Annotated in this window: 23 protein-coding genes; 16 read left to right on the top strand and 7 right to left on the bottom strand. The window is 63.8% G+C overall.

The features are described from left to right. Window positions 1-77 precede the first annotated feature (77 nt). From GPJ75_RS15935 to GPJ75_RS15920, 4 genes are all read left to right on the top strand, one after another. Window positions 78-470 (top strand): hypothetical protein, encoded by a 393-nt coding sequence (locus tag GPJ75_RS15935; RefSeq protein ID WP_163269296.1) that lies wholly within the window; start codon window positions 78-80, stop codon window positions 468-470. A 1,125-nt stretch (window positions 471-1,595) separates the two neighbouring features. After that, window positions 1,596-2,207 (top strand): nitrile hydratase subunit alpha, encoded by a 612-nt coding sequence (gene nthA, locus GPJ75_RS15930; RefSeq protein WP_163269295.1) that lies wholly within the window; start codon window positions 1,596-1,598, stop codon window positions 2,205-2,207. After that, window positions 2,204-2,863, top strand: a complete 660-nt coding sequence (nthB, locus tag GPJ75_RS15925; RefSeq protein ID WP_163269294.1) for a nitrile hydratase subunit beta — start codon at window positions 2,204-2,206, stop codon at window positions 2,861-2,863. The genes nthA and nthB overlap by 4 nt, the downstream gene beginning before the upstream one ends. After that, window positions 2,850-3,212, top strand: coding sequence for a nitrile hydratase accessory protein (locus GPJ75_RS15920; protein WP_163269293.1), 363 nt, complete (start codon window positions 2,850-2,852; stop codon window positions 3,210-3,212). Before nthB ends, GPJ75_RS15920 begins: the two co-directional genes overlap by 14 nt. Before the next feature lie 14 nt (window positions 3,213-3,226). Here the strand turns inward: GPJ75_RS15920 and GPJ75_RS15915 are convergent, their stop codons facing one another. Together GPJ75_RS15915 and GPJ75_RS15910 are read right to left on the bottom strand one after the other, a co-directional pair. Next, window positions 3,227-4,480 carry a S41 family peptidase gene (locus GPJ75_RS15915; RefSeq protein WP_163269292.1) on the bottom strand — a complete coding sequence of 418 codons (1,254 nt, stop codon included), beginning with the start codon at window positions 4,478-4,480 and terminating at the stop codon, window positions 3,227-3,229. A gap of 89 nt (window positions 4,481-4,569) precedes the next feature. Next, on the bottom strand, window positions 4,570-5,619 hold the full coding sequence (locus GPJ75_RS15910; protein ID WP_163269291.1) for a GntR family transcriptional regulator: 1,050 nt from the start codon (window positions 5,617-5,619) through the stop codon (window positions 4,570-4,572). Window positions 5,620-5,763: 144 nt separating this feature from the next. On the opposite strand from GPJ75_RS15910, the gene GPJ75_RS15905 reads away from it, so the two are divergent. From GPJ75_RS15905 to GPJ75_RS15860, 10 genes are all read left to right on the top strand, one after another. Next, entirely contained in the window at window positions 5,764-6,507 is a 744-nt protein-coding gene (locus GPJ75_RS15905) for an SDR family oxidoreductase (protein WP_163269290.1), read from the top strand. Further along, a complete protein-coding gene (locus tag GPJ75_RS15900; protein WP_163269289.1) occupies window positions 6,507-7,598 on the top strand; it encodes an Ldh family oxidoreductase in 1,092 nt (363 codons plus the stop codon). Before GPJ75_RS15905 ends, GPJ75_RS15900 begins: the two co-directional genes overlap by 1 nt. A gap of 127 nt (window positions 7,599-7,725) precedes the next feature. Next, window positions 7,726-8,718, top strand: a complete 993-nt coding sequence (locus GPJ75_RS15895; protein WP_163269288.1) for a C4-dicarboxylate TRAP transporter substrate-binding protein — start codon at window positions 7,726-7,728, stop codon at window positions 8,716-8,718. 43 nt (window positions 8,719-8,761) lie between these two features. After that, window positions 8,762-9,259 carry a TRAP transporter small permease gene (locus GPJ75_RS15890; RefSeq protein ID WP_163269287.1) on the top strand — a complete coding sequence of 166 codons (498 nt, stop codon included), beginning with the start codon at window positions 8,762-8,764 and terminating at the stop codon, window positions 9,257-9,259. Between the two features lie 5 nt (window positions 9,260-9,264). Next, on the top strand, window positions 9,265-10,545 hold the full coding sequence (locus GPJ75_RS15885; RefSeq protein WP_163269286.1) for a TRAP transporter large permease: 1,281 nt from the start codon (window positions 9,265-9,267) through the stop codon (window positions 10,543-10,545). A gap of 134 nt (window positions 10,546-10,679) precedes the next feature. Next, window positions 10,680-12,530: an AsmA family protein gene (locus GPJ75_RS15880; protein ID WP_163269285.1), complete on the top strand. Its 1,851-nt coding sequence runs from the start codon at window positions 10,680-10,682 to the stop codon at window positions 12,528-12,530. Between the two features lie 74 nt (window positions 12,531-12,604). Beyond that, entirely contained in the window at window positions 12,605-14,203 is a 1,599-nt protein-coding gene (locus GPJ75_RS15875) for a protein O-mannosyl-transferase family (RefSeq protein ID WP_163269284.1), read from the top strand. A 225-nt stretch (window positions 14,204-14,428) separates the two neighbouring features. Further along, window positions 14,429-14,851, top strand: coding sequence for a hypothetical protein (locus GPJ75_RS15870; protein WP_163269283.1), 423 nt, complete (start codon window positions 14,429-14,431; stop codon window positions 14,849-14,851). Between the two features lie 416 nt (window positions 14,852-15,267). Then, on the top strand, window positions 15,268-16,092 hold the full coding sequence (locus GPJ75_RS15865; protein ID WP_163269282.1) for a type IV toxin-antitoxin system AbiEi family antitoxin domain-containing protein: 825 nt from the start codon (window positions 15,268-15,270) through the stop codon (window positions 16,090-16,092). Further along, on the top strand, window positions 16,082-16,798 hold the full coding sequence (locus GPJ75_RS15860) for a nucleotidyl transferase AbiEii/AbiGii toxin family protein (RefSeq protein WP_246249080.1): 717 nt from the start codon (window positions 16,082-16,084) through the stop codon (window positions 16,796-16,798). Before GPJ75_RS15865 ends, GPJ75_RS15860 begins: the two co-directional genes overlap by 11 nt. Before the next feature lie 19 nt (window positions 16,799-16,817). Here the strand turns inward: GPJ75_RS15860 and GPJ75_RS27400 are convergent, their stop codons facing one another. Continuing rightward, window positions 16,818-16,985: a hypothetical protein gene (locus GPJ75_RS27400; RefSeq protein WP_246249079.1), complete on the bottom strand. Its 168-nt coding sequence runs from the start codon at window positions 16,983-16,985 to the stop codon at window positions 16,818-16,820. Between the two features lie 830 nt (window positions 16,986-17,815). On the opposite strand from GPJ75_RS27400, the gene GPJ75_RS15855 reads away from it, so the two are divergent. Continuing rightward, window positions 17,816-18,904, top strand: coding sequence for a glycoside hydrolase family 183 protein (locus GPJ75_RS15855; RefSeq protein ID WP_163269281.1), 1,089 nt, complete (start codon window positions 17,816-17,818; stop codon window positions 18,902-18,904). 317 nt (window positions 18,905-19,221) lie between these two features. Beyond that, on the top strand, window positions 19,222-21,735 hold the full coding sequence (locus GPJ75_RS15850; RefSeq protein ID WP_163269280.1) for an arylsulfotransferase family protein: 2,514 nt from the start codon (window positions 19,222-19,224) through the stop codon (window positions 21,733-21,735). A gap of 13 nt (window positions 21,736-21,748) precedes the next feature. Here GPJ75_RS15850 and GPJ75_RS15845 read toward each other — a convergent pair whose 3' ends face one another. The 4 genes from GPJ75_RS15845 to GPJ75_RS15830 form a co-directional block, all read right to left on the bottom strand. Beyond that, window positions 21,749-22,486, bottom strand: a complete 738-nt coding sequence (locus tag GPJ75_RS15845; RefSeq protein WP_163269279.1) for an SDR family oxidoreductase — start codon at window positions 22,484-22,486, stop codon at window positions 21,749-21,751. 113 nt (window positions 22,487-22,599) lie between these two features. Further along, the gene (locus GPJ75_RS15840) at window positions 22,600-23,910 is read right to left on the bottom strand and encodes an FAD-binding oxidoreductase (RefSeq protein ID WP_163269278.1); all 1,311 of its coding nucleotides are present in this window, start codon (window positions 23,908-23,910) and stop codon (window positions 22,600-22,602) included. Next, complete coding sequence (locus GPJ75_RS15835) at window positions 23,907-25,379, bottom strand: UbiA family prenyltransferase (RefSeq protein WP_163269277.1); 1,473 nt, start codon at window positions 25,377-25,379, stop codon at window positions 23,907-23,909. Before GPJ75_RS15835 ends, GPJ75_RS15840 begins: the two co-directional genes overlap by 4 nt. A gap of 30 nt (window positions 25,380-25,409) precedes the next feature. Then, window positions 25,410-26,384 (bottom strand): lysylphosphatidylglycerol synthase transmembrane domain-containing protein, encoded by a 975-nt coding sequence (locus tag GPJ75_RS15830; RefSeq protein WP_246249078.1) that lies wholly within the window; start codon window positions 26,382-26,384, stop codon window positions 25,410-25,412. Between the last annotated feature and the right edge of the window lie 32 nt (window positions 26,385-26,416).

Below are 26,416 nucleotides of genomic sequence, written 5' to 3'. Positions count from 1 at the left end.
GGTGCGCGCGTTGTCAAGTGACAACGGGAGTGCCGTGTGCAACGATTGACGAGGGTCACTTTCGGCAAGGAGTTGCGATGAAATCGAGTGCTATCTGGCTCATCGCGTTGATCGCATTCGGAAGCTGGCCGGTAACCGCGCCAGGAGGCGACCTGACCGATCGCGAAGTGAATATCCATGAAATTATAGCCGCGCTTGGGGTCGACGATTTGAGCGCGAACGAGCTCCGTGAGATCGATTCCTATGTTCGTCTTGAAGTGGTGGACCTAAGCCCCTTCGAGTCGAGCGACGAATATCAAGCGCTGGAGACTGCCCTCGGCAAAACCGATGACGGTTGGGCGATGGTGCAAACCGCGATCATAAGCAATGACTCAATCGAACAGGAACTCAGACGACGTTCGGTTGACATAGGGCGCGTCGTTGCCGCGACAATGGATGATGAAGGGGTCCTTACGATTTATATCCGCTGACGCCGAGACCTGGGTGCCGACGAATGGCCAAGTGAACTTCTTGGCCCCTTTCGCACTTCGTCGGTCGTACGGGAAATGACCGAGAAGGTGAGGCCATTGATCACAACGATATCCGCTCTCGGGGGAGGAAATCCGGCGGGTGACCGCGCTGGCTGCGCTCAATGTCCGGTTTCGGGGAGGGATGCAACGTCTACTTCGAAGCCGGTCGTTCTCGACCGAGAGCGGCGTAGATAGGAGGTTAGGGAACGGCAGCTTGTGGAGTAGGCCCCAGGTTGACATCATATCGACGATGTCGACATTCCTGCTTCCGATGACATACGTCGTGGCGGTTGGGCCGAGGCCAAAGGCGAACAGCTTGTGGTGCCAGGTGCGAACAGCACTGACCGAGAGCGATAGGCCTATTTAAGCTGGCTTACGTTAGGATCACAGTTATTTAAGTGTCGGCGGGATTGTTGAAATAGCGCCAGCTCCTTCGACAGCCATTGCGTCAGCACATGAGCCACGCTGATAAAAGCACAACTTTACGCGTGTGAGGTCGTTGGTTCTGTTCCCTACGCTGCTGTGCGAAATAATTCTCCAAGGAGCGCTGTGTCGATCTGGAGCAGCATGGAGTGGAGAGAAGAGGGCGGTCGCAAGTAAAGATGATTGCATGCCGGTGATTTGAACCTAATTGACCTGAAGATGTGTGTCAGAACGAACGCGCCAAAACGCTCGGCCTGCGCGCTTACCTCTTCAGCTTCACCTGGCCTTTCCGGTCTCGTCGCGGTTGTCCTCATCAATAATCTCGTCGTACCGAACTCCAGCCGGGTGGCGCCATCCTCTCCGGTGGCGCACTCGCCGCATTCGCTGTGACCGGCGTCGGAATCAAATCGTCGTGGCCGGCTAGCACTCGCCGTCACCGCTTCGCTCCTGGTGCTGATCGCCGCCAGCCCTGCTGTAATCCGGAGAACTTCTAGTGGTGCGATCCTGACAGATGGTACCCATCTGTCAGGACAAATAGCTCCCAGACCACTAGGGGCGGCTCCTTCGGGTGTGGCAACGGCCCCCAACCTTCGCTGTTGAGGCGGTCCCGCCATTGTTCCGCCGGCCTTGTCCTTCTCGGATTCGGCGCATATCCTTTCGTCCATGTCCCACGCTCATGACCACGATAACGACCTCGATCCCATGGCCGCGCGGGTGCGCGCCTTGGAGACGATCCTGACACAGAAGGGACTGATCGAACCCGCGGCGGTCGACGCCATAGTCGACACCTACGAAACCAAGGTCGGCCCGCGGAACGGCGCAAAGGTTGTCGCAAGGGCATGGTGCGATCCGGGCTATTCCGACTGGTTGAAGCAGGATGCCACCGCGGCGATCGCATCGCTGGGGTATACCGGCCGGCAAGGCGAGCACATGCAGGCCGTTTTCAATACCGAAGATGCGCACAATCTCGTCGTCTGTACGCTCTGCTCCTGCTATCCGTGGTCCGTATTGGGTTTGCCGCCGGTCTGGTACAAGGCGCCGGCCTATCGCAGCCGCGCCGTTATCGATCCGCGCGGCGTGCTTGAGGAATTCGGCGTGCATTTGCCGGCACAGACGAAGATCCGGGTCTGGGATTCGACCGCGGAACTGCGCTATCTCGTCGTGCCGATGCGGCCAACGGGCACCGAAGACCTGAGCGAGGAGGAGTTGGCGGCGTTGGTCACGCGCGATTCCATGATTGGCACCGGCCTGGCGCTGGAACCATACCAGCCATGAACGGACCCCAGGACCTCGGCGGGCAGATGGGCTTCGGGGCGGTTGCGCCGGAAAGGGACGATCCTCTTTTCCACGCCGAGTGGGAGAAGCGGGCGCTCGGCGTAACACTTGCGGCCGGCGCGATGGGAGCCTGGACCATCGATGAAAGCCGCCATGCCCGGGAATGCCTGCACCCGGCGGATTATTACGCCTCCAGCTACTACGAGATCTGGATCAAGGCGCTGGCGGTCCTGCTTCAGCGCCATGGTTTTGTCACCGCGGATGAGTTGGTCGAAGGTAAGGCACTGGTCGAAGGCGCCAGGCCGAAACGGACGCTGAAGGCGGCTGACGTCGCGGCGGTTCTGGCAAAGGGCGCGCCGTGCGACAGGCCGGTCTCGGCCCCGGCGCGCTTCAAGGCCGGCGATCGTGTGCGAACGAGGAATTTCCATCCTCGGGACCATACACGGCTGCCGCGCTACGCGCGCGGCAAGCTCGGCGTCGTCGAGGCCGTACGGGGCGGGTTCGTCTTCCCCGATACAAACGCCCATGGGAAAGGGGAAAACCCGCAATGGGTCTACACCGTGGTCTTTGAAGGCCGTGAGATCTGGGGTGAGACGGGCGATCCGGCGCTGACCGTCTCTGTCGACGCATGGGAGAGTTATCTTGAACCTGCGTGATCTGCTTCCGCAGGCCGACGATGATCGCGCATTCGCCGAGCCCTGGCAGGCGCAAGCTTTTGCGTTGACGCTCGCACTCCACCAGAAAGGTTTGTTTTCCTGGAGCGAGTGGGCCGAGAGCCTGTCGGAGGAATTGAAGCAGGGGGGCGGTGCCGAGGATGGCAGCGGCTACTACGAATGCTGGCTCTCCGCGCTCGAAAAACTCCTCGCGGCCAAAAGCGTCGCTACGCCAGGCGATGTCGATGCCTTGGCCGCGGCTTGGCAGCGCGCGGCCCACGCCACACCGCACGGCAAGCCGATCTTGCTCGAGAACGATCCCCAACACGCCGACTGGAATAGGGCGCCGTAGCGGGCGACGCGGCCTTACTCCTCGGCAAGGATGCGCCGCATCTCCTCGATGGCAGCATCGAGCTGAGGGTCGCGGCCCGCTGAATAAGGCAGGCTGAACGCAACCGGGATATCCGGTTGGATGCCGCGCCCTTCGAGCCTCGTCTCCTCGCCGAGCACCGCGTCGGACACGGCCAGGATGAGCAGGCTGTCGTCTGGCAGGAGATAGGCGCGGCCGGCCAGCAACGCACCCGCCGTCCGCGCTCCCACGAGCGGTATGCCGTTCGTCTTCAGCGAATAGGCGAAAACTTCGAGGCCGCTTCTCGATCCCTCGTCGATGATGGCGACAACCGGCCTGTTCCAGCGCACATTGGCAAGAATTTCCTCGCCGTCGCGCAGGATAAGCCGGAACGGCGCAGTATCGCCGACGAAAAGCTCGGCCGCATCGGACTGGCCGCCGCCCCAGCGGCCGCGCAGGTCGACGATCACCCCGTCGGCGTCTTTGAGGCGGCCCGTGGCAAGCTCCCGGGCAACGACGTCCATCGCATCGCGGCTGGAGAGCGTCCATAGCCGAACATAGCCGATCCGCCGGCCGTCGCGCTCCGTGACGGTCGCGCTCTCCTTTATCGCCTTCGAGAAGCTTCGCAGCGGCCGCAGCCGCTCCACCGTGGCCTCGACGATGACCGGTTCGGCGCCTTCGTGCCGGCGCAAGCGCACCTCGACGGTCTCGCCAACCTTGTCCCGGAAAGACTCGATCTCGTCATAGGGCGCACCGTCCACCGAGACGATCTCATCTCCCACCAGTATTCCGGCGCGATCCGCCGGCGAACCGTCATAGACGTCGCTGACGAACAGAGTGCCGTCGCTCTCCCGGGCGACCATGCCTATGCCGTGATAGCTCGCCTCGCCTTCCGGCGGGAACAAGCGCCGCGCGTGGTCCCGAACCGCGAAGCGGAAGATGTCGATCAGCTCGAAATAGTCGATCCCGTCCGGCTTGTAGCGCCCTGTATGCGATGCATCGAGGCTGGCAAGCACCGTATCGACCGCCGCGTCGACCCGCGCTTCGGTGCTGTCGGCCGTCACCGGTGCCTCCTGGTCCTCAATCTCGTTTCGCACCGCCGTGGTGAAGCCGTCGAGAGCCGACGCGTCGTAGAAGTGTTCCATCACAAGCTCGACGACGTGGTCGAACACCGGCTGCCCGGATTGGGGCAGGTCGTCGGCGAGCGCCGCCGCCGGCGTGAGAAGAAGCAGGAGCGCTACCCGAAGGAAGCCGAGCGTGTTCGCTTTCATGGACCGCATCCTTTTTCCCGGCCGTCATTATCTGCCGAACTACGGCTGGAGCGAGACCGCCGGTCGCGGTGTCGGAAAAAATTCGGCGCTCAACTCACGTCGAGGCGATCCAGGTAGGGCAGGCTCTCGGCGTGGAACTCGCGCCGGATGACATCCACGCGTGCCAGCGCCCGGCCGCTGGAAACCTTCAGGTGGTGTTCGAGTGCATTTGCCGCCCCCCGGATGTCGCCCGCCCCCAGATGCCGCACGACCTCCATGTGTTCCGGCAGGAAGGGCTCCGTGTTGAACAGCCGTGGCGTCCAGCGGTAAAGGAACCGGTGCGCGATCAGAAGCGACTGCGGCAGCGTGATCGCCTGCATCAATGTGCGGTTTCCGCAATATTCGAGCAGCGTCACATGCATCTCCTCCTCCAGCCGGTCGAGGGTCGGCCCCTCGATGGCGTCGGCATGGGCAATCGCTTCGTCCAGATGCTCCCGCATGCCGGCCAGGAAATTCCGCGGCATGTTGGGCGCGGCCTTCGTCAGCGCGACGGGTTCCAGGATGCTCCGCAATTCGTACAACTCGCCGACATGCTCTGGCGTCAGCGCCGGCGCATACCACCGCGAGCGGTCGTCCTTGCGCAAGACACCGCGCTGTTGCAGGCGGCCCACCACGTCGCGCGCCACGGTGCGGCTGACGTGATAGTAGCGCGCCAGCTTCGCCTCGTTGACGCGCCAGCTCGCAAACGAGATGCGGCCGACGATTTCGTCCTCCACTTCCGCGTAGATGCGCTCCCAGCTCGGCTGCGAGACGAGCCGGACGTCCTCCTCCGCCGGGGTAGCCGTCCGGTGCGCGCTCACACCTTCCAAGGGCTTGCGCACTGCGTAGCCTCTGCCTTCCGACTTGACGACAAAGCCGCTCCTTTCAAGCTCGGCCAGCGCCCGTCGGGCGGGCGCACGGCTGATGTCGAACTGCTCGGCAACGCCCGATTCGGTGAGCCGCGTGCCGGCCGCAAGCACGCCGTCGCCGATCTGCGCAGCGAGGATATCGAAGGCACGCTGGTAGAGCCGGGGTGCAAGGCCCGCGCCTTGCTCGCCGGCCCGCGAACGCCCCTGCCACCCTTTGCTCCCTTCTCGGCCTCCAGCCGGCGATGCGCTCACTTCCTTTCCCCTCCTGCTGCATTTGACGATGAGATGGGCCAACCCGAAACGGCTTGTCCAAGGCTCGCATTTCGTATAGTGTAGACATTAGACGTTTTTTGACAACAGGTGAAGCAATCGCGGCCCGGGAGGAGGTTGCAGGCGATGGCGGCTCGGCTTGCGGGTAAACGCGCATTCGTGACCGGTGCGGGGCAGGGCATCGGGCGCGCCGTTGTGCTCGCCTTTGCCGAGGAGGGGGCCGAGGTGGTCGCCGCCAGCCGCACCGCCGAGAAGATGCGCGACCTGCCCGGGCATTCGCCTTCGATCCGGCCCATCGGCCTCGATGTCACGGACGGTCCCGCCGTCGCCCGCGCCATTCAAGATGCAGGCCGCGTCGATATCCTCGTCAACTGCGCCGGCTGGGTGCACAACGGCACGCTGCTCGACTGCTCGGACGAGGACTGGGCAAGAAGCCTCGACCAGAACGTCACCTCCTGCTTCTTCACCATCCGCGCGGCCCTTCCCGGCATGATCGAGCGCGGCAGCGGCTCGATCGTCAACGTGGCTTCCGTTGCCTCTTCGATCACCGGCGTGGCGAACCGCGCCGCCTACGGCGCCAGCAAGGCCGCCGTCATCGGGCTCACCAAGGCCGTAGCGCGCGACGTGATCCGCACCGGCGTGCGCGTCAACGCGCTCTGTCCCGGCACGACACGGTCGCCGTCGCTGGAGGCGCGCATTGCCGCCACCGATGACCCCGAGGCGACCCGCCGCGCGTTTGTCGAGCGCCAGCCCATGGGGCGGCTCGGCAAGGTGGAAGAGATGGCCGCCGCCGCCCTCTATCTCGCCGGCGACGGATCCGCCTTCACGACGGGCACGATCATGGTCGTGGACGGGGGGCAGACGTTGTGATGGCGCTCGAACGCAAAAGGACCGAGGGCACCCTGCACCGGGTGAGGGCGGACGCGCTAGACCGCTTCTGCCGCGCCGTTCTCTCGGCCGCCGGCGCAGATGCGGCGACGACGGATGCGGCCACCCGCGCCATGTTGCACGGCTCCCGGCTCGGCATCGACAGCCACGGCGTGCGCCTGCTCGACCACTACGTCCGGGCCCTTTCGCACGGTCGGGTGAACCCGAGGCCGAAGCTTCACCTTGATTGGAAGGGCGGTGCCGCCGCTACCCTCAAGGCCGACGACGCCCATGGCGCTCTCGCCGCCTATTTCGCCATGAGCGAGGCCGGAAAACTGGCGCAAAGCCTGGGCATCGGCGCGGTCGCCATCCGCAACAGCTCCCATTTCGGGCCGGCCGGCGCCTATGCGCTTGCCGCGGCCGAGGCCGGCATGATCGGCGTGGCTATGTGCAATTCCGACAGCGTTGTCCGGTTGCACGATGGCGCAGAGCGCTTCCACGGCACAAACCCCATCGCCTGTGCGGTGCCCGTTCCCGGCGGGCGCCCGTGGCTGCTCGACATGGCCACAAGCGCGATCCCGTTCAACCGTGTCCAGCTCTACAAGAGCCTCGGCGTTAAGCTGCCTCAAAGCACCGCCTCGCGCGCCGATGGCAAGGACACGGAAGAAGCCGACGAGGCCGAAATGCTCGCTCCTCTCGGCGGTGAGTTCGGCTTCAAGGGCGCAGGCCTTGCCGGTCTGGTCGAGATATTCAGCGCCGTTGTCTCGGGCATGCGGCTGAGCTTCGACATCGCGCCAATGGTCGGCCCCGATTTTTCCACACCGCGCGGCCTCGGCGCCTTCGTCCTTGCTTTAAAGCCCGATGCTTTCGTGGACGAAAAAACCTTCGCCGACGGCATGACGCGCTATCTGACCGCTTTGCGCGGCTCGGCGGCGCGTGCCGGTGGGAAGGTCATGGCCCCCGGTGACCGCGAATGGGCGGAGGCGGACCGGCGGGCGGTCGAGGGCATCCCCCTCGACCCCACCACGCTCGAAGCCTTTCGGCGTCTTGCCGATGGGTTCGGTATCGAGATGCCGGGAGGGGCCGGCGCATGAGCCACGGCGTCTGGGGGATGCGCCGTGGTTCATGCATACGGGTTTCTGTTTGCCTGCCGGCGAAGCTTGGCGTTCCGCCGTTTCGCCGGCCGATGGAGTGAACGTACTCGCGTAAGGAGGAGAAGAGATGCGTAGATTGACGAGACGGCTTTCGATCGCCTGCGCCGCGTTGGCCCTTGCCGTGGGGTTCCATGGCGGCGCCGGTGCGCAGGAGACCTTCACGCTCCGCTTCAACCATGTTCTGGGCCCCGACGAGCCCTACCACCAGGGCTTTCTGAACTGGGCCGAGCGTGTCGAAGAGCGCACGGACGGCGGGCTCACCATCGAGGTCTTCCACAGCGCGCAGCTCGGCGTGGAGGAGGATATCATCGAGCAGATCCGCCAGGGCGCCAATATTGGCCAGAACACCGATTCCGCCCGGCTCGGCAACTATGTGCCGGGCATCGCCGTGGTCAACGGACCCTATTTCGTGGAGTCGCTGGAAGAGGCCTATGCTCTCGCCGATTCCCCCACCATGCAGGAATGGCAGCGGGAACTCGCCGACCAGCACGGGCTGAAGGTGGTGTGTTTCGACTGGGTGCAAGGCTTTCGCCACTTCTTCACCAACAAGGAAATCCGCACGCCGGAAGACCTCGCCGGCCTGCGCATCCGCACGCCGCCCGCGCCCATCTGGCAGGAGTCGGTGCGGGCGCTTGGCGCGGTGCCCGTGGCCCTCAATTTCACCGACATCTATCCGGGCCTGCAGCAGCGGGCGGTCGACGGGGCGGAACTCGTCTATCCCAATATCACCTCCGCCAACCTCAACGAGGTCCTGAGCCACGCCAACGAGACCGCTCATATCCTGCTCGTCAACTTTCAGGTGGTCAGCGCGCAATGGTTCGATGGCCTGCCCGAGGACTATCAGACCGCGCTGGTCGAGGAATGCCGGGCGGCGGGGCAGGAGACCTCCGCGACCATCCAGCAGGCGGAAGAGGAGGCCAAGGCGCAGCTGATCGAAGCGGGCATGACCGTCGTCGAGGACGTGGATCTCGAAGCGTTCCGAAAGGCCGGCGAAAAGGCCTATGAGGCGCTCGGTCTCGTGGAGGCGAAGGATAAGGTGCAGGAAGAGATTGGGCGGTAGTGCCGCCCGCGGAGGGCGAAAAGGGTCCGGCGAAGGATAGCCCATGGCAGCCATATATGCTTTCCTGCAAAGGCTCGAGGCGGTCCTTGCCGGGATGTTTCTGCTCCTCATGGTGGTCTTGATCTTCACCGGCGGGGTGGCGCGCATGCTGGGCCACCCCCTCAACTGGACCATCGATCTTTCCACGTCGTTCTTCGCCTGGGGTGCATTTCTGTGCGCCGACATCGCCTGGCGGCGCAATGCGCTCATGTCGATCGACGTTCTGACGGCGCGGCTGCCGGCGAAAGCCGCGCGCGCGCTCACCTATGTGAACTACACGGTCATCTCGGCCTTCCTCGTCTATGTCATTTATGCAGGCACGTGGCTTTCCTGGGTCAGCCGGGCGCGCGCCTTCCAGGGCATCCCGAGCGTCAGCTATTCATGGGTGACGGCGAGCCTCGTCGCAGGCGGCATGCTGCTGCTCCTCACCACCCTCATCAAGGTGCGCGCCGCGCTTAGGGAGGACGGCTTCTTCCGTGCCTCCTCCGCGGCCGCACGGTGAGCGCCATGCTGATCGTCGCCCTTGCCTTCGTCGTGCTCATCCTGATGGGTATGCCGGTCGCCTTCGCCATCGGCATTTCGGGCGCGCTGTTCTTCATCCAGCATCCGGAACTGCCGTTCACGATCCCGGTGCAGGTGACCGTCTCGCAGACGCAGAATTTCGCCCTTCTTGCAGTGCCGCTCTTCATCATGGCGGGCAACTTCATGAACCGGTCGGGCATCACCGAGCGGCTGTTGGAACTGGCGTCGGTGCTCACGGGGCGGCTGACGGGCGGATTGGCGCAGGTCTCGATCGCCCTTTCGGCGCTGATGGGCGGCGTGTCCGGCTCGGCGATCGCCGATGCCGCCATGCAGTCGCGCATGCTGGGCGAGGAGATGGTCAAGCGCGGCTTCACCCTCGGCTTCGCCGCCTCGGTGCTCTCCTACGGCGCCGTTCTGACGCCGATTATCCCGCCCGGCGTCGGCATGATCCTCTACGGCACCATCGGCCAGGTCTCGATAGGCCGGCTGTTCGCCGCCGGCTTCGTGCCGGCTTTTCTCCTGTGGCTCGGCCTTTCCATGGCGGTGTGGCTGACGGCCAGACGGCGCGGCTACACGCCGGAGCGCGAGCGGCGGCCGACCGTGCGCGAAACCGTCCACGCCTTCACCGGCGGCATCTGGGCACTTCTGTTTCCGGTCTTCCTGCTCCTTGGCCTGCGCATGGGCGTCTTCACGCCGTCGGAGATCGGCGCCTTCGCGGTCATCTACGCCGTCTTCATCGGCGTGCTCATCTATCGCAAGATGAAGGTGCGGGGCTTTCTCGAGGCGCTGGAGGGTAGCCTTGGCGACGTCGGTTCGGTGATGTTCCTGATCGCCCTGTCGGCCATCTTCAGCTACGGCATCGTGCTCGACCGCGTGCCGGAGGCGGTTTCCGGCTGGATTCTCGGCCTGACCGGCAATCTCCAGGGCGCCATGGTGCTGATCGCGCTCTTCGTGCTCGTCATCGGCTTCTTCATCGACGCCACCGTGCTCATCATCATGCTGACGCCGATCTTCCTGCCGCTGGTGCGCGAGCTTGGCGGCGACCCGGTCCATTTCGGCATCGTCTTCATCCTGGCCGCCACCATCGGCAATTTCACGCCGCCAGTAGGGGCGGCCATGTACGCGGTGTGCTCGATCCTGCAATGCCCCATCGGCGCCTATACGCGCGAATCCATGCCGCTCTTCACGGCGGTCGCGCTGGTGACATTGTTTTTGATCTTCGTGCCGGGCGCTGTGCTCTTCCTGCCGAGGCTGATTTTCGGGTGAGATAGAACGTTTTCGCCTCCAGGCTGCCCCCGGGGCGGCTTGTCGTGACTTTTCAACATCATGGCGGCCAACCCTATTTTTGCTCGCTTCGGCGCGCTAGATTGGTCATGTGGCGGGGCAACAGAAATGCTGCCATGAGAACGTCGATTTACATTGTGCTGGCAATAGCCGCTGTCGCAGCGGCAGCACTCGTAGCTATACTTCCGCATGCCTCGGCGAATTTTGCCGAAGGGCGGATTGCCAGCCTTATCCACGCCTCGACCGGTGAGAATATCCGCATTCGCGGCAATACGACCATCGCTGTGCTGCCGTTTCCCACCGTCACCATGGAGGACGTGGAGATAAGGGAAAACGGTCGTCCCGACGACCGGCCGCGCTTCACGATTACATCTCTTAGCGCGTCGCTTCGGGTTCTCCCGCTGCTGGGTGGGCGGATCGAGCCTCGCAGCTTGACATTGGATGACGCACGAATCCACCTGAACTGGAACGCGAACGGCGAAGAGCCGCGGCAGCTGTTGTCCAAGTTGGCGGGCTATGCACAGCATCCCCTGTTCGCCAATGCCGGGGATGGCGGCATCGGCGAAGTCGTCCTGCGGAACGGGGCCATCCGGTTGGAAGATGGCGGTACCGGGCGGACGGAAGAGATTACCGGCGTCAACATGAAGTTTGCGCGGGGGGGAAGCGGGCAGCTCGTCGAGCTTACCGGCTCGCTGGAGTGGCGCCGTCGACGGATCGATATTAGCGCCAGCCTCGATGACCCGCAAAGCATTCTCACAAAGGGAAGCCAGGGCCATCTGAGGATCGCCGCAAGGCCGGCGGTGCTGTCGGCGGGTGCACTCGATTTCCTGGATCTTTGGTCGGGGACTCATCGGCCGAGGCGGGCGATCACACTGCTTGAGCCGGACCACGCTATCGGCCCGCTCAGCATCGCCGGCATATTCAAGGCGGCCGGCGGCGATGCCGTGACGCTGGAAGATGCGACTTTCGAACTGCCCGGAATGTCGGCATCGGGCAGTCTCGCCTTCGGATGGAGAGGCGAAAGACCACGGCTCACCGGCGCGCTCGAGGTCGATGAACTCGAACTCGGCTCCTATCTGAAAGCGCTCCTTCCGGAGAAACTGGCCGAGTTGCTGAGGCTCCCCGCCGTGCCCCACCAACTGCGGGGTATCGATATCGACCTTGCTGCCGGGGCTCCGGCGAGTAATTTCGGGCTGTTCAGCGTCGCAAGTCCCACCGTGAGATTCCGCAACCGCGCGGGGCGGATAAGCGTGGCCTTGGAGGAGGCGGAAGTGGCGGGCGGAAGTGTGCAGGGAACGCTGCTCGTCACACCGGAGGCAGCGGGCGCATCCGTGCGTTTTGCCAGCCGCGTCGACGGCGTATCGGTGAGCGATATCGGCCGGGCGCTTTGGCCGGAGACCATCAGCCTGCCCATCGGCCAGGACCATCCGCCCGAGGGCATCGTCACGGCGGCAACCGAGCTCACGGGGCGGGGGAAGACGCTCGGCGCCATTATAGCCTCGCTCGACGGCTGGGGCGTCGCCGTCGTCCGCGACGGAAGCCTCGACGGTGCCGACATCGTGGCGACGCTGCAGCGGCTGGCATCCGGCGCCGTGAACCTTGGCACCGGCAAGCCCTTTATTCCCGCTGCCGGACGGACATCGTTCTCGACCCTCATTGCCTCTGCCGACGTGCGGGGCGGCGTCGTTCATGTGCCGCGGGTCCGCTTCGAGGGCGACCGTTTCGAGATCAGCCTGTCGGGCCGCGGAAAGCTTGCCGACGGTGAGGTCGAGGCGGAGGGCACCGCCTCCCTCCATGCCGCCGATGCCCCGGCTCGTCTGCAAATACCGCTCGTCGAACTTCCCTTCGGTGTGGGCGGCACGATGCGCGAGCCGATGATCGCACCGGGCATCCCGCGCATCGGCACGCGTTCCGCCTCGCTCTCGGCGGACGATATCATTGCGACGGAAAAACCGGGTACCGACTGATGCAGCTGGCGAAGGAAATCGGTAGCGGAATGGACCGGCAGGGCGCCGCGATAGCGGCGGGTCCGCCTGGAGCAATGCCACGGCTGCTTCGCTGGCTCTTGACGGGCGGCCGGCAATCCGGGGACCGGGAAGGCTGGCGGCGCGCAGTAGCGGCCGCGGTGGCCGTTTTCCTGGCCTCGCTCGTCTATTACGGCTGGTGCATGTTTCCCGGGTTGGGCGGGGAGTTGAACGCCGGGGATTCGACGAAAATCCAGATCCTCGGCCACACGCCGATCATGCTGCACGGGCCGGGATATCCATTCGTGCTTATGCTCGGGGCAGGGGTGCGCGCGCTCGGATTGCCGCTGCCGCCGTGGTGGACGATGACCTTCGCGCTTGCCGTAGTCCCGGCGGCAATTGCCAATGCCGTCGCTCTCCTGATCGTCTATCACCTGACGCGCCATATCCGCACCGCCGTCGCCGCAGCGCTGCTGCTCGGCACATCCAGCCTGATGGCCATCCAGGCGACGGAAGCGGAAGTCTACCCGCTCGCGCTCGCCTTCATCCTGACGACCGTCTTCCTGCTTCTTCTTTTCGTGGAAAGCCGCAGGATCGGCTTCTTCGTCGCTGCATGTGCGGTCTATGCGGCCTCCTTCGGCAACCACCTGATGATGATCATGCTGTTGCCGGTCTTCATCTGGCTGACGGTCCTGCACTTCCGCCTGATCCTGCGCCCTCGCCCGATGGCCGCGATTGCCTTCTTCATACTGCTTGGGGCCAGTCAGTACCTCTATCTCGCCTACACCGCCTATAGCCCGCACACGGCCTATTCGGAATATATGCCGCTGCCGCCGCCGCCCATGGAACTGGTCGAATATATCCGCGGCACCTATTTCGCCGATCTCTACGGGTCTGGTCTCGATTCGACGCGAACGCTGGAAGACCTGGTCTTTACGCTTCGCTCCGCCCATCCGTGGGTCTCGGCGCCGCTGATCGTCGTCGGCATCGCGCTTTTCCTCGCCGGCTGCAGGCGTCGCGATGCTGCCTGGCGGGGCCTGGCACTCGTTTACGGTGCGGCACTTTCCTTCACGCCCTTCATGCTGTGGTACGGCGCCTACGACATCCGTGCCTTCCATCTCCCGGTTCTTGGGCCGCTTCTCGTCGCCGTCGTGGCGACGTCGGCCTGGTGGCTCGCGCGCCGTCCGGTTTTTCGCGACGCGGTGGCGACATTGCTGCTGGTCGTCGGGATCGTGCGGGGGGAGCACGTGGCAACGCTGCTGCAGGACCGCGAACCCCTTTTCGACGGTTTGAAGCCGACGATCCGGCAGATGGTCGCCGATGCGCCGGTCGAGCATCCTTTGTTCGTCATGCCCTACGGACTGCGCATGGCGGCGCTCTATTACGAACTGTCGGGCGAACTCCCGCGTTCGCCCTCCTACCGCGTCTGGTGGCGGGCGGTGCCGGAAGTCAAGCACCTGGCCGAGGTTGGCGGCGTCGTCGTGCCGACCGACGGCTTCCAGTTCGTGCAATGGGTCGAGCACGAACGGCCCGAACTGAAGTGCACGACCCGCGAGGTGCCCTTGCAGGAAAGGCGATGGCCGGCCTACGCCTTCGTTTGCCAAAGCGATTCGGAGCCGCCGCCGGGAGGTGCAACGTTCAAGGTATCGGCACCGACTATAGGGCAGCATCGCTGATCTCCTCGCTGCGGCTTGGCTTGGCCCGAACACCGATGCGCCACCAGCGGTCAAATATGAGGCCCCTGGTATAGTGACCGCGCGCACCGAGGCGAGATGATCGCGATGCAGGAATTACTTGCCCTGCCCACCCATCATCGCGGCGATAGCGTCTCTTTGAACGAGCGTTAAGATCAGCTCCAGGTTGGGATAGATGTAGCCGTCCGAGTCTCCAGGAGCCAATAAATGATGCGACGTCGGGCGATGCTATATGGGATGTTGTATATAGTGGTTGCTGGTGCGGTAGAGGGACATGCTGTGACGCCAGAATTGAGCCCGGCACAGAAACCGCTCCGTTCGGTGGTCATCGCTGTGCCACCGATGGCACGCGAGCGGTTTTTTGCTCAGCTTAGGCAGTTCGCTGACACCCACGGTTTTGCCATCCGGATTGCTCCAACAACACCGGATGGCGAGTACATTGGCGTACAAATGTATCGTGAGGGCTTAAAGGTTCTGGGCAACAGCGTATGGAAACCAGAGAAATTCGATTTTGCTTTCTATCCAAATAGCGACCATCCGGTCCCTTCGGGTTCGGTGGATAAACTGCTCAATGATCTGAAGCAGACGGTCGAAAACGTGCCGGGCGTTACGGTCTCGGAAACGGAATGACGACAACGCGACTTTGTTCGGGATAAGGCAGCGGCGAGTGTCATCGCCGTCGATAGCTGGGGTCGACCGCAATCAAGGTTGGCTCGTTGGCATGTTCGGGGCTCCAGGCGTCGTCAGCAGTAAGCAAGATGGCCCTTCTCCATACCGATGATGACCTTGAGAAGCAGTAGCGCGGTTCCGTCAGGGCCGGGACACGGCGGCAGGCGACGGGGCCGGCACGCGTGAAGCGGAGTGTTTCCGGTGGGCAGGCCTGTCCGTTACTTTTTCACTGGCTGTGGGCTACCGGCGCCCGCCTCGCTGGTTAGCCCCATCTTATCTTTATATTATAGCGATTTTAGGCGTCTGTAACGCTGCTAATCGGGATATATTAAAGAGATGTGTGGCCATCCCTTTAAAAACATGCCATTATAAGCGTCATGAGTGCTGAAAGATCGCAAAAGCTGAAGAAAGTCCTTGAAGCGGTACCTGCGGGATATTTGGTCGATGCCGCATGGCTTACTTCGCATGGCTTTGCCTACGAGACCTTTCGCGACTACGTCAAACGCGGCTGGCTGGAACGGCTCGCGCGCGGCGTGTTCCGCCGCCCTGTGCCCACCGCCGCCAGGACCGGTACGATCGACTGGAAGACATGCCTGCTCTCTGTCCAGCACATTATGGGCTATGGCGTCCATGTCGGCGGCATGACTGCTCTCGATCTGCACGGCTACAGGCATTACCTGCCCCTGGGAGGCAACCCGCCGGTCTGGCTCTACGGGCAGGATATCCCGAACTGGCTGACAAAGCTGCCGCTGAACGCGCCACTCGTAACGCGCAGCACCTCCCTGTTTTCCGATCCAGAGGTTGGCTTGTCGAAAGACGATACCAGCGCCGAGGACACGTTGCCCTGGGAATGGCAACTGAGCATGTCCTCGCCCGAACGCGCCGTGCTGGAGGCGCTGGATGAACTGCCAGACCAAGAGAGTTTCCACAATCTCGATATGGTGTTCCAGAGCCTGACAACGTTGCGCCCGCGCCTGCTGACCGCCCTGCTGGAGAGTTGCAAGACGATCAAGGTCAGGCGGCTGTTTTTCGTCTTTGCCGATCGCCACAACTATGCTTGGCGCAAACGTCTCGACCCGCAAGCGTTCGACCTTGGCAGCGGCGACCGCGCACTGGTCAAGGGCGGCAGAATACATCCCCGCTATCGCATCATGGTGCCGGAAGAATTCGTAACCACAGAGGGGGCAGGCGATGGCGCATGACAAGTATGCCGCACAGGTCGCCCTGCTCGTGCGCATTCTGCCGCATGTGGCAATGGAAGAGATATTCGCGCTCAAGGGTGGAACGGCAATCAACCTATTCTACCGCGACATGCCGCGCCTGTCTGTGGATATCGACCTGACATATCTGCCGGTCAAAGACCGCGCCGAAAGCCTTGCTGAAATCAATGAGGCGATGAACCGGATCGCCTCCGCCATAGAAGGCGGCATTACAGGAGCAACAGCGCAACGCATCGCCGGTGGCGACGGTGGCGCGACCCGTTTGCTTGCACGACTCGACGATGCGGAGATTAAGATCGAAACTTCGCCTGTCATGCGCGGCGTTGTTCACGACCCGCAAACCCTGCCGGTCTGCCCGACCGCCGAGGATGAATTCGGGTATGCGGAAATCCAGGTCGTTTCGTTCGAGGATTTGTTCGGCGGCAAGCTGCATGCGGCAGTGGACCGCCAGCACCCGCGCGACCTGTTCGACGTCAAACTGCTCTATGAGAATGAAGGGCTGACAGAAGACCTGTTCCGCACATTCCTGATCTATATCGCCTGTTCGCCGCGCCCGGCGCATGAACTGCTAAACCCGAATCTGATTGCGCTCGATCAGCCCTATGCGCAGGAATTCGAGGGAATGACGAGGCAACCTGCCAGACTCGCAGAACCATCTGATCGCCGATATCCAGTCACGTTTCGATGAGAGTGCGAAGAAATTCCTGCTAAGCCTGCATGACGGGGCACCGGATTTCGATGCGATCGACCGCCCGCAGGCTACAGATCTTCCGGCGGCCAAATGGAAGCTCATCAACCTGAATAAACTCAAGGTCGATAACCAGGAAAAACATGCCGCACAGCGTGATCAACTGCAAGCGCTTCTTAACGGCCACTCATCGAAGCACATGTCATAGCGGTACGTTCGAAGCGATGACGCTCGCGCAAATTGAACCTGCACGACATATAAGTTCTAGTTTTAACGGGCAGTTCGTCGTCGGCTTCAGGGTCGGAACCCTGGCCGTGATCCATCTTCGGCAAAATGGTGCGCATCCAATCCGCTCAGGGTCGTGGGTCATTCTTCCAACTTTCGGCTTTGCGCCACAGATTCAAAGCCGCGGATCGCGGCCAAGCGCTACACGGCTACTTTCAGTGTATATCGGTTTCGATCCTCGCGGGCCCTCAGGCCCGCGGGCACCGGTGCGCCGCAGTGGGAGGTCTCCGCCGCCCTCCCGAGCCTCCCGAACACCCGGTGCGCGTCCGGTTCCCGCGAGAGCGATGGTGAGGATTGTAAGGGGCGTTTGGGGAAGGGGCGCGAAGGGCACCTACTGCCTTTCCAACGCACGTCATCCCGGACAAGCCTTCGGCTTTCCGGGGTGACGTGCGCGTGGTGGGTGGGTTTCAAGGATCCATACCCGTTCGTGAAGGTTTGATGATGTAACATATTAATAAGGAAGGGAAAAATTGATATAACGACAAATTTGTTTCCGACATTAATTGTATGTGATGTAAAAATCCACTATAAGGGCGTTGATCATTCTTCAACCGGGCGGGGGCCCCCAACCGACTTGTGATCGCGCGCGGACGTGTGTCCGAAGGCGGCGGGGCTCTTGGCGTATGTCGGGAGTCACGGATGTCGCGCAATTGGTCGGCGACCCTTCTTTGCAGCGCGCTTTTTGCGCTTTCCTCTGTTGCCTCAGCCGGTCCCCCGACCGAAATACCTGCCATGGAAACCCGGGAAATTCAGGATGCTTCATTGCAGCCGGGCGATATGGCGGGCGATGAGACCGCCATATCGCCGGTGACGGTGCGTATCGCCGGAAGCGAGGTCGTGAACCAGGTCACCGGCCCCGACGGGACGAACGATACCGCGCGCCGGTGGGATGTCCATGGCACGGACCTCGGGCATATGTTCCTGCACGAGGGCGCGATGTACATGGTCTTCGGCGATACGTTCGGCCAGAGGGGGATGTTCGGCCGGATGAATTGGCGCAGCAACACGATTGCGCGCATCGCCGACCCCGACCCGCGCAACGGCCTGCCGATAGAGACCATGATCACCGGCGCGAACGGCGCGGCGAAGGAACTGCTCTATTCGCGCAAGATCGGCGGCGTGGAGAAGACCGTGATCCCGACCTATGGCGTTTCCATCGGCGGCCGCATGTATCTTCACTACATGTCGGTCAAGGGATGGGGCGCGCCGGGACAGTGGGAGGTCCGCCATTCCGGTATCGCCTATTCCGACGACGACGGGCACACCTGGGTGGTCCCGCCCGAAGCCGTGGAGGACCGGGCGATCGGGTTCGAGCAGGTCGCCGTCGTGCGTGACGAGGACGTGCTTTATACCTTCGGCATTCCGGAGGGGCGGTTCGGCGGCGTGAAGCTGCGCCGTGTCGCAGCCGAGCGGATACTGGACCTGGACGCCTACGAGTACTGGACCGGAAGCGGGTGGGCCGCCGATCCCACTGCTGCCAGTATGATCGTGCCGGCACCTGCCGGAGAACTGTCGGTTGCGTGGAGCAAGACGCACGAAAGCTGGGTCATGATGTATTTCGACCCGGAGCGCCGCGCCGTCGTCCTGCGGCTCGCCCCCGACCTGACCGGCCCGTGGGGCGATGCGCAGGTCGTCGTCGGCGCGCAGGACTATCCCGGTCTTTACGCGCCTTATATCGTGCCGGGCAGCGACATCGATACCGAGCTCTATTACACGATGTCGCAATGGACGCCGTACAACGTCTTCCTCATGCGCACGAGGCTGGAGTGGCCGGCCCCGGCAGTCGCCGCCGTTCCCGAGGCGCCTTCCGAAGACGGGTAGCGGGCGTTGGCTTATCCGAGGTCACGCCTTGAACCGGTGTAGGGGTGCACGGTTCCTCCAAAAGTGTCATCCCCACCCGCGCGCGGGTGGGGCCGGGATGACGGCCGCTGGTGGGGGCGCGACGGGCTCGGCGCTCCTGACTCCCACCCCATGTTGCACCCGTTAATCCCATATGATGGAACTCTCTTCGCCGTCCTGCCGTTGCCGTTCCGCCGGTAGCTCGTTCGAGCCAGCCGGCTAGTGAACCATGGTCAGGTGTAGCGCCCGGCGCCGCCAAGGCGATCGGGGGGCGAAGCAAGACGGCTGCGGAGGCGCTCGTGGAAGCTGTCCCATCATCGGCGGTAGGGGTGCGGGAGACTGTGCCGACCGTTCAGCGGGAGTATGTCTGGCGCGCGGTGTGGCTCCTCGCGCTCCTGTGGATCGCCGTTCTTCTGACGACGTTTCACTATGTCGCGGCATTGCCATGGTGGCTCGCCAGCCCTTGGCGCATGGCCGATTTCAACGCCGCGGCGCCGTTTCAGTATCGGACGCTGTTGCCGCTTATCGTAGCGGGGATCAGCGAGGGCGTTCCATGGCTCGATGCCGATCTCGTCTTTGCCGCCATCGAGGTGGTCGCCTGGATTCTGCTGGTCGTCGTCGCGCTGCGCGGCTTGGACTTTTTTTGTCCCGATGTCTCACCGCCGGTGCGCCGGATCCTGGCTATAACGGTCGTCATTCCGGTTGCGATGCATCTGATCGTGCCGGACCTGAGGTTCGCCTCGACGTTCCAACAGGACGGCGGGCTTCTGGAATTGGGCGAGTGGAGAACGGTCAGGCTCTTCCGCTACGTGTACGATCTGCCGGCCGCCGTTTTCACGCTCGCGCTCGTGGTTTTGCTCGCGCGCTTCCACAAGCGCCCGGATATGCGCCGTTTCGCTGCCTATCTCGGGCTGTTCGCCGTCGCCACGCTGAACCGCGAGACGACGGTGTGCATGATCCCGGCGTTCCTCGCCGTCTGCTACGACCGCGTCGACCGCGGGGTGCTGTTGAAGACGCTGGCGGCGCAGATCGTCGTCTTCGCCGCGGTCTACGGCGCGGCGGTGTGGCTTATCCCGAACATCGACAATCCGCATGCCAACGTTGCGGGATCGGAATATGAAAACCACCTCGTGCACAACCTCGCGCTGTTTGCCAGCCCGCTTTACCTCGTGACCTATTTCGCGCGGTTCGGCGCCGGGCTTTATCTGCCGGTGCTGCTGTTGCACCGCTATCTGTCGCCTGTCCTGGGGCGGACGCTGATCTGGTTCGGGCTGCCGTTTCTGGCCTTGGCCGTGTATTTCGGCCGTTTGGCCGAGCAGCGCGTGGTTGTCGAGATCATGCCGATCATATGGCTTGCGGCGGTTCAGGCGATCACCGCCTGGAATGCCAGCCACCGCGGCTCCGCCGTCACATCGCCGCCCAGGCCAAGGGCGGTGAGCATCAACGCCGCCAGCGCTCCGGGAGGAGGGGGGCAAAGCGTCGCGGAAAGAGGCGGGACGATGGTTTTCGTGCTCATGCTGATGTTTCTCGCCTTCGTGGGAGGCGCGATGGTGATGCAGGCGCGGGTCTTCCCGCACCAGTTTTTCAGCGACGCTTATCGGGCCTGGGACGCGCTGCGGGTCCAGCAACGGATCCTCAGCAATCCCATCCTGACCAACCTTTACGAGCGCGCGAGGACGGACGAGCGCGGTGTCACGGTCAACGATCCGGCCCGCGCTTTTCCGGGCTATACGCTGTTCACGTCGGGCGATGACCAGGTTGCCCGCCTCATCGCCATGGATGGGCGGGTCGTGCACGAGTGGCGGCTGCCATACAAGAGGGTTTGGGAGGAGGGAGCTGCGGTCGCCGACCCGCAGCCCGGCTCCGTCATCTACATGGACCGCGCCAAGGTCTTCCCGAACGGCGATCTGCTGGCGATCTATATTTCCTCCGCCGATACGCCGTGGGGCTATGGGATGGTCAAGATGGACCGCGATTCCCGCGTTATCTGGAGCTATCTCGAAAATGTACATCACGAGATGGCGATCGCGCCGGACGGCCGCATCTACACGCTCGTCCACCAATTCCGCGAGGAGCAGCCGCCCGGGGCGAGGCAGTTCGACCGCCCGTACCTTGAGGATTTCATCGTCGAGCTCTCGCCTGAGGGAAAGGAACTGAAGAGGATATCGCTGACGGAAGCGCTGCTGAAATCGCAATATGGCGGGCTCCTCCGGTTCCTGCCCTATTCCACCCTCGGTGACCCGCTGCACCCGAACAATGTCAAGTATATCGACGCGGAGGCGGCGCGGAATTTCCCGTTCGGCGAGGAGGGCGACCTGCTTGTCTCGATCAGGGAGCAGTCGCTGATCGCCGTCGTTTCCATAGAGACCGGTGAGATAAAGTGGGCGAAGACGGGAGCCTGGCTGCGCCAGCACGACCCGAGCATACTGCCGAACGGCAACATACTGATGTTCGACAATCTGGGCGGCCTGGAACGCGGCAACAGTTCGCGTATCATCGAGATCGACCCGCAAACCTCCAACATCGTATGGAGCTTCGGCGGCACGTCCGACCACCCCCTCTATAGTTACTTGCGCTCGAACGCGGAGCGGCTGCCGAACGGTAACACGCTGATCACCGAATCCGACGGCGGGCGGCTCCTGGAGGTGACGCGGCAGGGGGACGTGGTGTGGAGCTATGTGAACCCGATCCGGCGCGGGGACCGGCAGCACCTCATCCCCATCGTCAACGGTGCCCAAAGGATCGGGCCGGACTATTTCGAGCAGGGCTTCCGCTACAAGCTTGCGCAGCCGGCCGCGGCTCGGCGGCGGTGAAGCTGGCAGCTAGCTAAAGCTCGATGCGTTTGAAGAGGCTGCGCGGCATGAGGCGGATCACCAGCATGATCCACCGCCAGAAGAACGGCACGTAGACGACGTCCGTGCCCTTGCCGATCGCAGCATGAATGCGCTTGGCGGCCGCCTCGGGCTTGGCCCATAAAAGCCCCTTCCGGAACCCGGCGGTCATCGGCGTGTCGATGAAGCCGGGTCTGATGGCGGTCACGCCGACGCCGGATTTGTGGAGCCGCTGCCGCAGGCCCTCGAGGAAGGTGTCGACGGCTGCCTTTGCCGCCCCGTAGACATAGTTGCTCTGCCGGCCGCGGTCGGCCGCGACGGAGGTGATGACGGCGATCCTGCCGCTGCGCCTTTCTTCCATCCGCTCGGCAAGACGGGTGAGGAGGGCGATGGTGCTCACCGCGTTCGTCTGCAGCTCCTGGGCGGTGAGGCCCGGCGAGCGCTCGCAGTCCGCCTGGACTGGCAGGGTGCCGTGGGCGATGAGCGCGATGTCGATGCCGCCCAGCGCCTCCTCCGCCTCGTCCAGAACCGCCTTGTGCCGGTCGAGCGCGTTGACGTCGAGGCTCTTATATCCCGCGACGCTGGCGCCCCGGACAGTGAGATCGTCTGCCGTCGCCTTCAGGTGCTCCTCGTTGCGGGCGATGAGGAACACGCGGTCGCCGTCCTGTGCGAAGAGACGGGCGATGGCGGCGGCGATGGCCGAGGTGGCACCGATGATCAGGACTTTGCGCATCACGTCACTCACTAGACCAGTTCATCGTTTCATGGAATCGATGAACTGGTCTAACTCCTTGTTTTGTCGCAATTCCGGACGGAAAACCGGTTTCCACTTTTCCTGGAATTGCTCTAGGTTGGTTGCGGAATGGCGACGCGGCGCCAGAAATCCGAGCAGATGGCCGGGTCGCGGTAGTCTTCGAGCCGCCGCCAGGACGGGAAGCCGCGCTGGAAGGTTTGCGCGTCCATCCGCGCATCCTTGGCGGGATAGACCGCGCCGCCCGCTTCCGCGGTGATCTCGTCGAGCGTGTCGAGCAGCTTCAGCGTCCGCTCGCCGCGATCGGGAAAGTCGAGAGCGAGCGTCAGGCCCGGGCGGGGGAAGGACAGCCAGCCGACCGGTTTGTGATCGCCGAAGACCTTCAGCACCGAGAGGAACGATCCCTCGCCCGCACGCGCAACGCGCGCGATGAGTTCGCCGATCGCCTCGGCCGCGCTGTAGGGAACGACGCACTGATACTGATAGAAGCCCCGGCGGCCGAACAGGCGGTTCCAGTTCGGCACGGCGTCGAGCGGATAGAAGGACCGCTCGTAGTGGACATATTGCCGGGACCGGCGCGGCCAGCGGCGGGTGGCCGTGTTGAAGAGCCGGACCGCCGGCTTGGGCAGCAGCGAGACGGGTGGGGTGAACGGCAGCCCCGGCTTCGGCCGGGGGGCTGCGACGGGGCGCTGGTCGGCGGCGAAATTGCTGCGGAAGAAGAGCCCGCGCGCCCCGTCTCGCCCGGGGTTGAGGGCGTCGATCCACGCCACCGTATATTCGTGCGAGTTGTGCGAGGCGTGGCTTATTTCGAGGAACTCGTCTACGCCTGAAAAGCGCAGGGTATCGACCTCCATGGCCGGTCCCGGCACCCGTTGCAGGGCGATCTCGGCCCATAGGATGACGCCGGTCAGGCCGCAGCCGCCGATGGTGGCGGCGAACCAGTCGGCGCTTTCGTGGGGGGAGCAGACGATCCGCGCGCCGTCGGAGCGCAGAAGCTCGAAGCACCGCACGTGATGGCCGAAACTGCCGGCCCGATGATGGTTCTTGCCGTGCACGTCGTTGGCGATCGCGCCGCCGAGCGTTACGAACCGCGTACCCGGCGTCACCGGCAGGAACCAGCCTTTGGGGACGAAGTGGGCGAGGATGTCCGACAGAAGAACACCCCCCTCGCACCGCAGGAGCCCCGTGTCGTCGTCGAACGAGATGAAGCGATCGAGACCGCGCAGGTCTATGAGCGCTCCCTCGCGGGCAAGGCAACTGTCGCCATAGCTGCGCCCGTTGCCGAAGGGCAGGGCGGGGCGGTCGGCGGGAAAAGCCTGGTCGCGCCACCACAGCCGGACGACCCGCTTGCCCGCCTCCGACTGCGGCCGCCCCCAGGAGCGGTACGCTGCGTTGGCGCTTGTCACAGCGCCATCCCGATGACGGCGCCGCACAGGACGGCGAAGGCGAGGCTGACACGGTCCCGCGCGGCGAAGACCAGCGGGTCGTCATGCATCTCGGCGCGGCCTGTCTTGATCCACACCCGCGTCAGCCACAGGACGAGGACGGGCACGAAAACCCACAGGATCTGCGGATGCGCGTAGGCGGCGGCGACCTGCGGTGTGTCCAGATAGACCGCGAGGACGACGGCTGCGACATAGCCCGCGCCGACGCCCATGCTGCGCAGTATCGGCAGATCGGCGAACCGGTATCCGCGCCCTGTGCTCCCCTGCTTACCGTTCTTGTGCATCAATATGAGTTCAGCGTACCGCTTGGCGATCGCCAGGCTCAAGAACAGGAAGATCGAGAAGGTGAGGAGCCATACCGAGAGCGGCAGTTGGGCAGCGGCGGCGCCGGCGAATATCCGCGTCGTATAGAGCAGCGCCAGCGTCACGATGTCGATGGCCTCCAGGCGCTTGAGGCCGAAGGTGTATGCGAGCGTCGCGGCGTAGTAGACGCCGAGGACGGCGGCGAATTGCCAGGGCAGGAAGAGACACAGGGCCGCCGAGGCGGCCAAAAGAAGCGGGACCAGGACCAGCCCGTGGGCGACCGGCAGCGTGCCAGAGGCAAACGGACGGTGCCGCTTGTTGGGATGGAGGCGGTCGTCCTCCAGGTCGATGATATCGTTGACGAGATAGACGCTGGAAGCGCACAAGCCGAAGGCGAAGAAGCCGATCAAAAGGTCTGTCAGGGCGGCGACATCGGTGAACTTCAGCGCGGCGACCAACGGCGCGAACAGAAGAATGTTCTTGAGCCATTGGTGGAGGCGAAGGGCGCGCACGTAGAGCCAGAGCGGCGGCCTCTGGCGCGGAAACACGTGTGTGACATTGGCATTTCGCTTCGCCCAGCCGACAAGGCGGGACGGCGCGTCGACGACGGTTGCCTGACGGGCCGCGCACCAGATCGGGCAGTCGGCCGCCGCGTTTCCGGCATAGTCGAAGCCGGTCGCGCCGAACTGGTGGCGCAGGACCGTCAGCTTGTTGATGCCCGTAAGGTTGTGGCGACCGTTCGTGGCCAGGACTTCGTCGAAGAGGCCGAGTTGGTCGGCGATCTTCCGCGCCAGCGTTTCGTGGGTCCCTGTCGCCAGGATCAGCCGGTGGCCGCGCGCCTTTTTCCGCCTCAGATGTTCAAGGAGCGGCGCGTTGAGCGGCAGCACCGACAGGTCGAGCGAGACGCGCCGCGTGACCTCTTCCTTCAGGGTCGCTTTGCCGCGCATCAGCCACAGGGGCAAGAGAAACACCGTCAGCAGCGACTGCTTGACCAGCGCAATCACGGACTCCAGCAGCAGGTTGGTTCGGATCAGCGTTCCGTCGAGATCCACAACCAGAGGGACCGGCGGCGCCTTCGGCGGCGGCTCGGTCGGTCCGGCACTCGGGAGTATGTCGAGATCGGTCATGACCACTGCATCCCTTCGCGGAGGAGGTTTCTATTCATGCGCTCTGAGGCCGCGGGTGGCCTCGAGACCCAGCCACGCGCCCAGTCCGAGCGCGACGGCGAACCATAGGGTGGCGAGGCGAACGACGACGGTCGCGGCGACGGCAACCGGCGCGGAGGCGCCGGCGTAGATCAACAGCGTCGTCATCACCACTTCGGTCCCGCCGAGGCCCCCCGGCAGAAACGACAGAACGCCGGCGATCATCGCGGTGGCGTAGATTCCGATGGCCAGTGACAGGTCGAGATCGAGCCCCATGGAGCGAACCACGAGATATGTTCCGAGGCCCTCGCCTGCCCAGGCAAGAAGGCCGAGGAACGTTCCGGAAAGGGCGATGCGCGGTGTCATCATCGCGCGGACATCGCGCAGGAAACCGGCCGCGACGGTGGCGAGGCGGGCTCCACGAGGCGACCAACCGGCCGTTGCGCCTTCGATCAGAGCCGTGACCCTCGGATACTGCATGGCGAGGAGGCCCGTGGCGATCGCCGCGCCGATAAGCCCGAGTGCCCGCACGACCGGGTCCGAATGCGTGACGAGAAGCATTGCAAGAGCGCTGATGACGATCAGGTCGAGCAGGCGTTCGGCATAGAAGGCGGCCAGGCTCTTGCTCGAGGAAATGCCGAAGGGGCGCAGGTAGAGGCTGCGCATGGTCTCGCCGGCTTTTCCAGGCGTGGCCGTAAGCGCGAAGCCGGCGACATAGATGGCAAGGTGCCGGCCGACAGGGACCGGGGCGTCGCGCCCGCCCAAAAACATGGTCCAGCGCCAGAAGCGGAACGCATAGTTCACCAGCGACAGGACGAGCACGAGGAACAGCGTCTGAAGATCGACAGCCGCGACGGCGCGGATGGTCTCATCCATGTCCAGAGGGGTCAGAAGCAAGGTGCACAAGACGGCAGCGACGATCGCGACCGGAAGCAGTATGCGTCCGGCCTTCAAGTATAAATTTTTGTATACGTTGTTATTATTCATGTGAAACTCGGGCATGACTGGTATACTTCCAC

This window comes from Chelativorans alearensis, from assembly GCF_010993735.1.
Classification (GTDB): domain Bacteria; phylum Pseudomonadota; class Alphaproteobacteria; order Rhizobiales; family Rhizobiaceae; genus Chelativorans; species Chelativorans alearense.
This window is presented reverse-complemented; position numbering and strand designations above follow the sequence as displayed.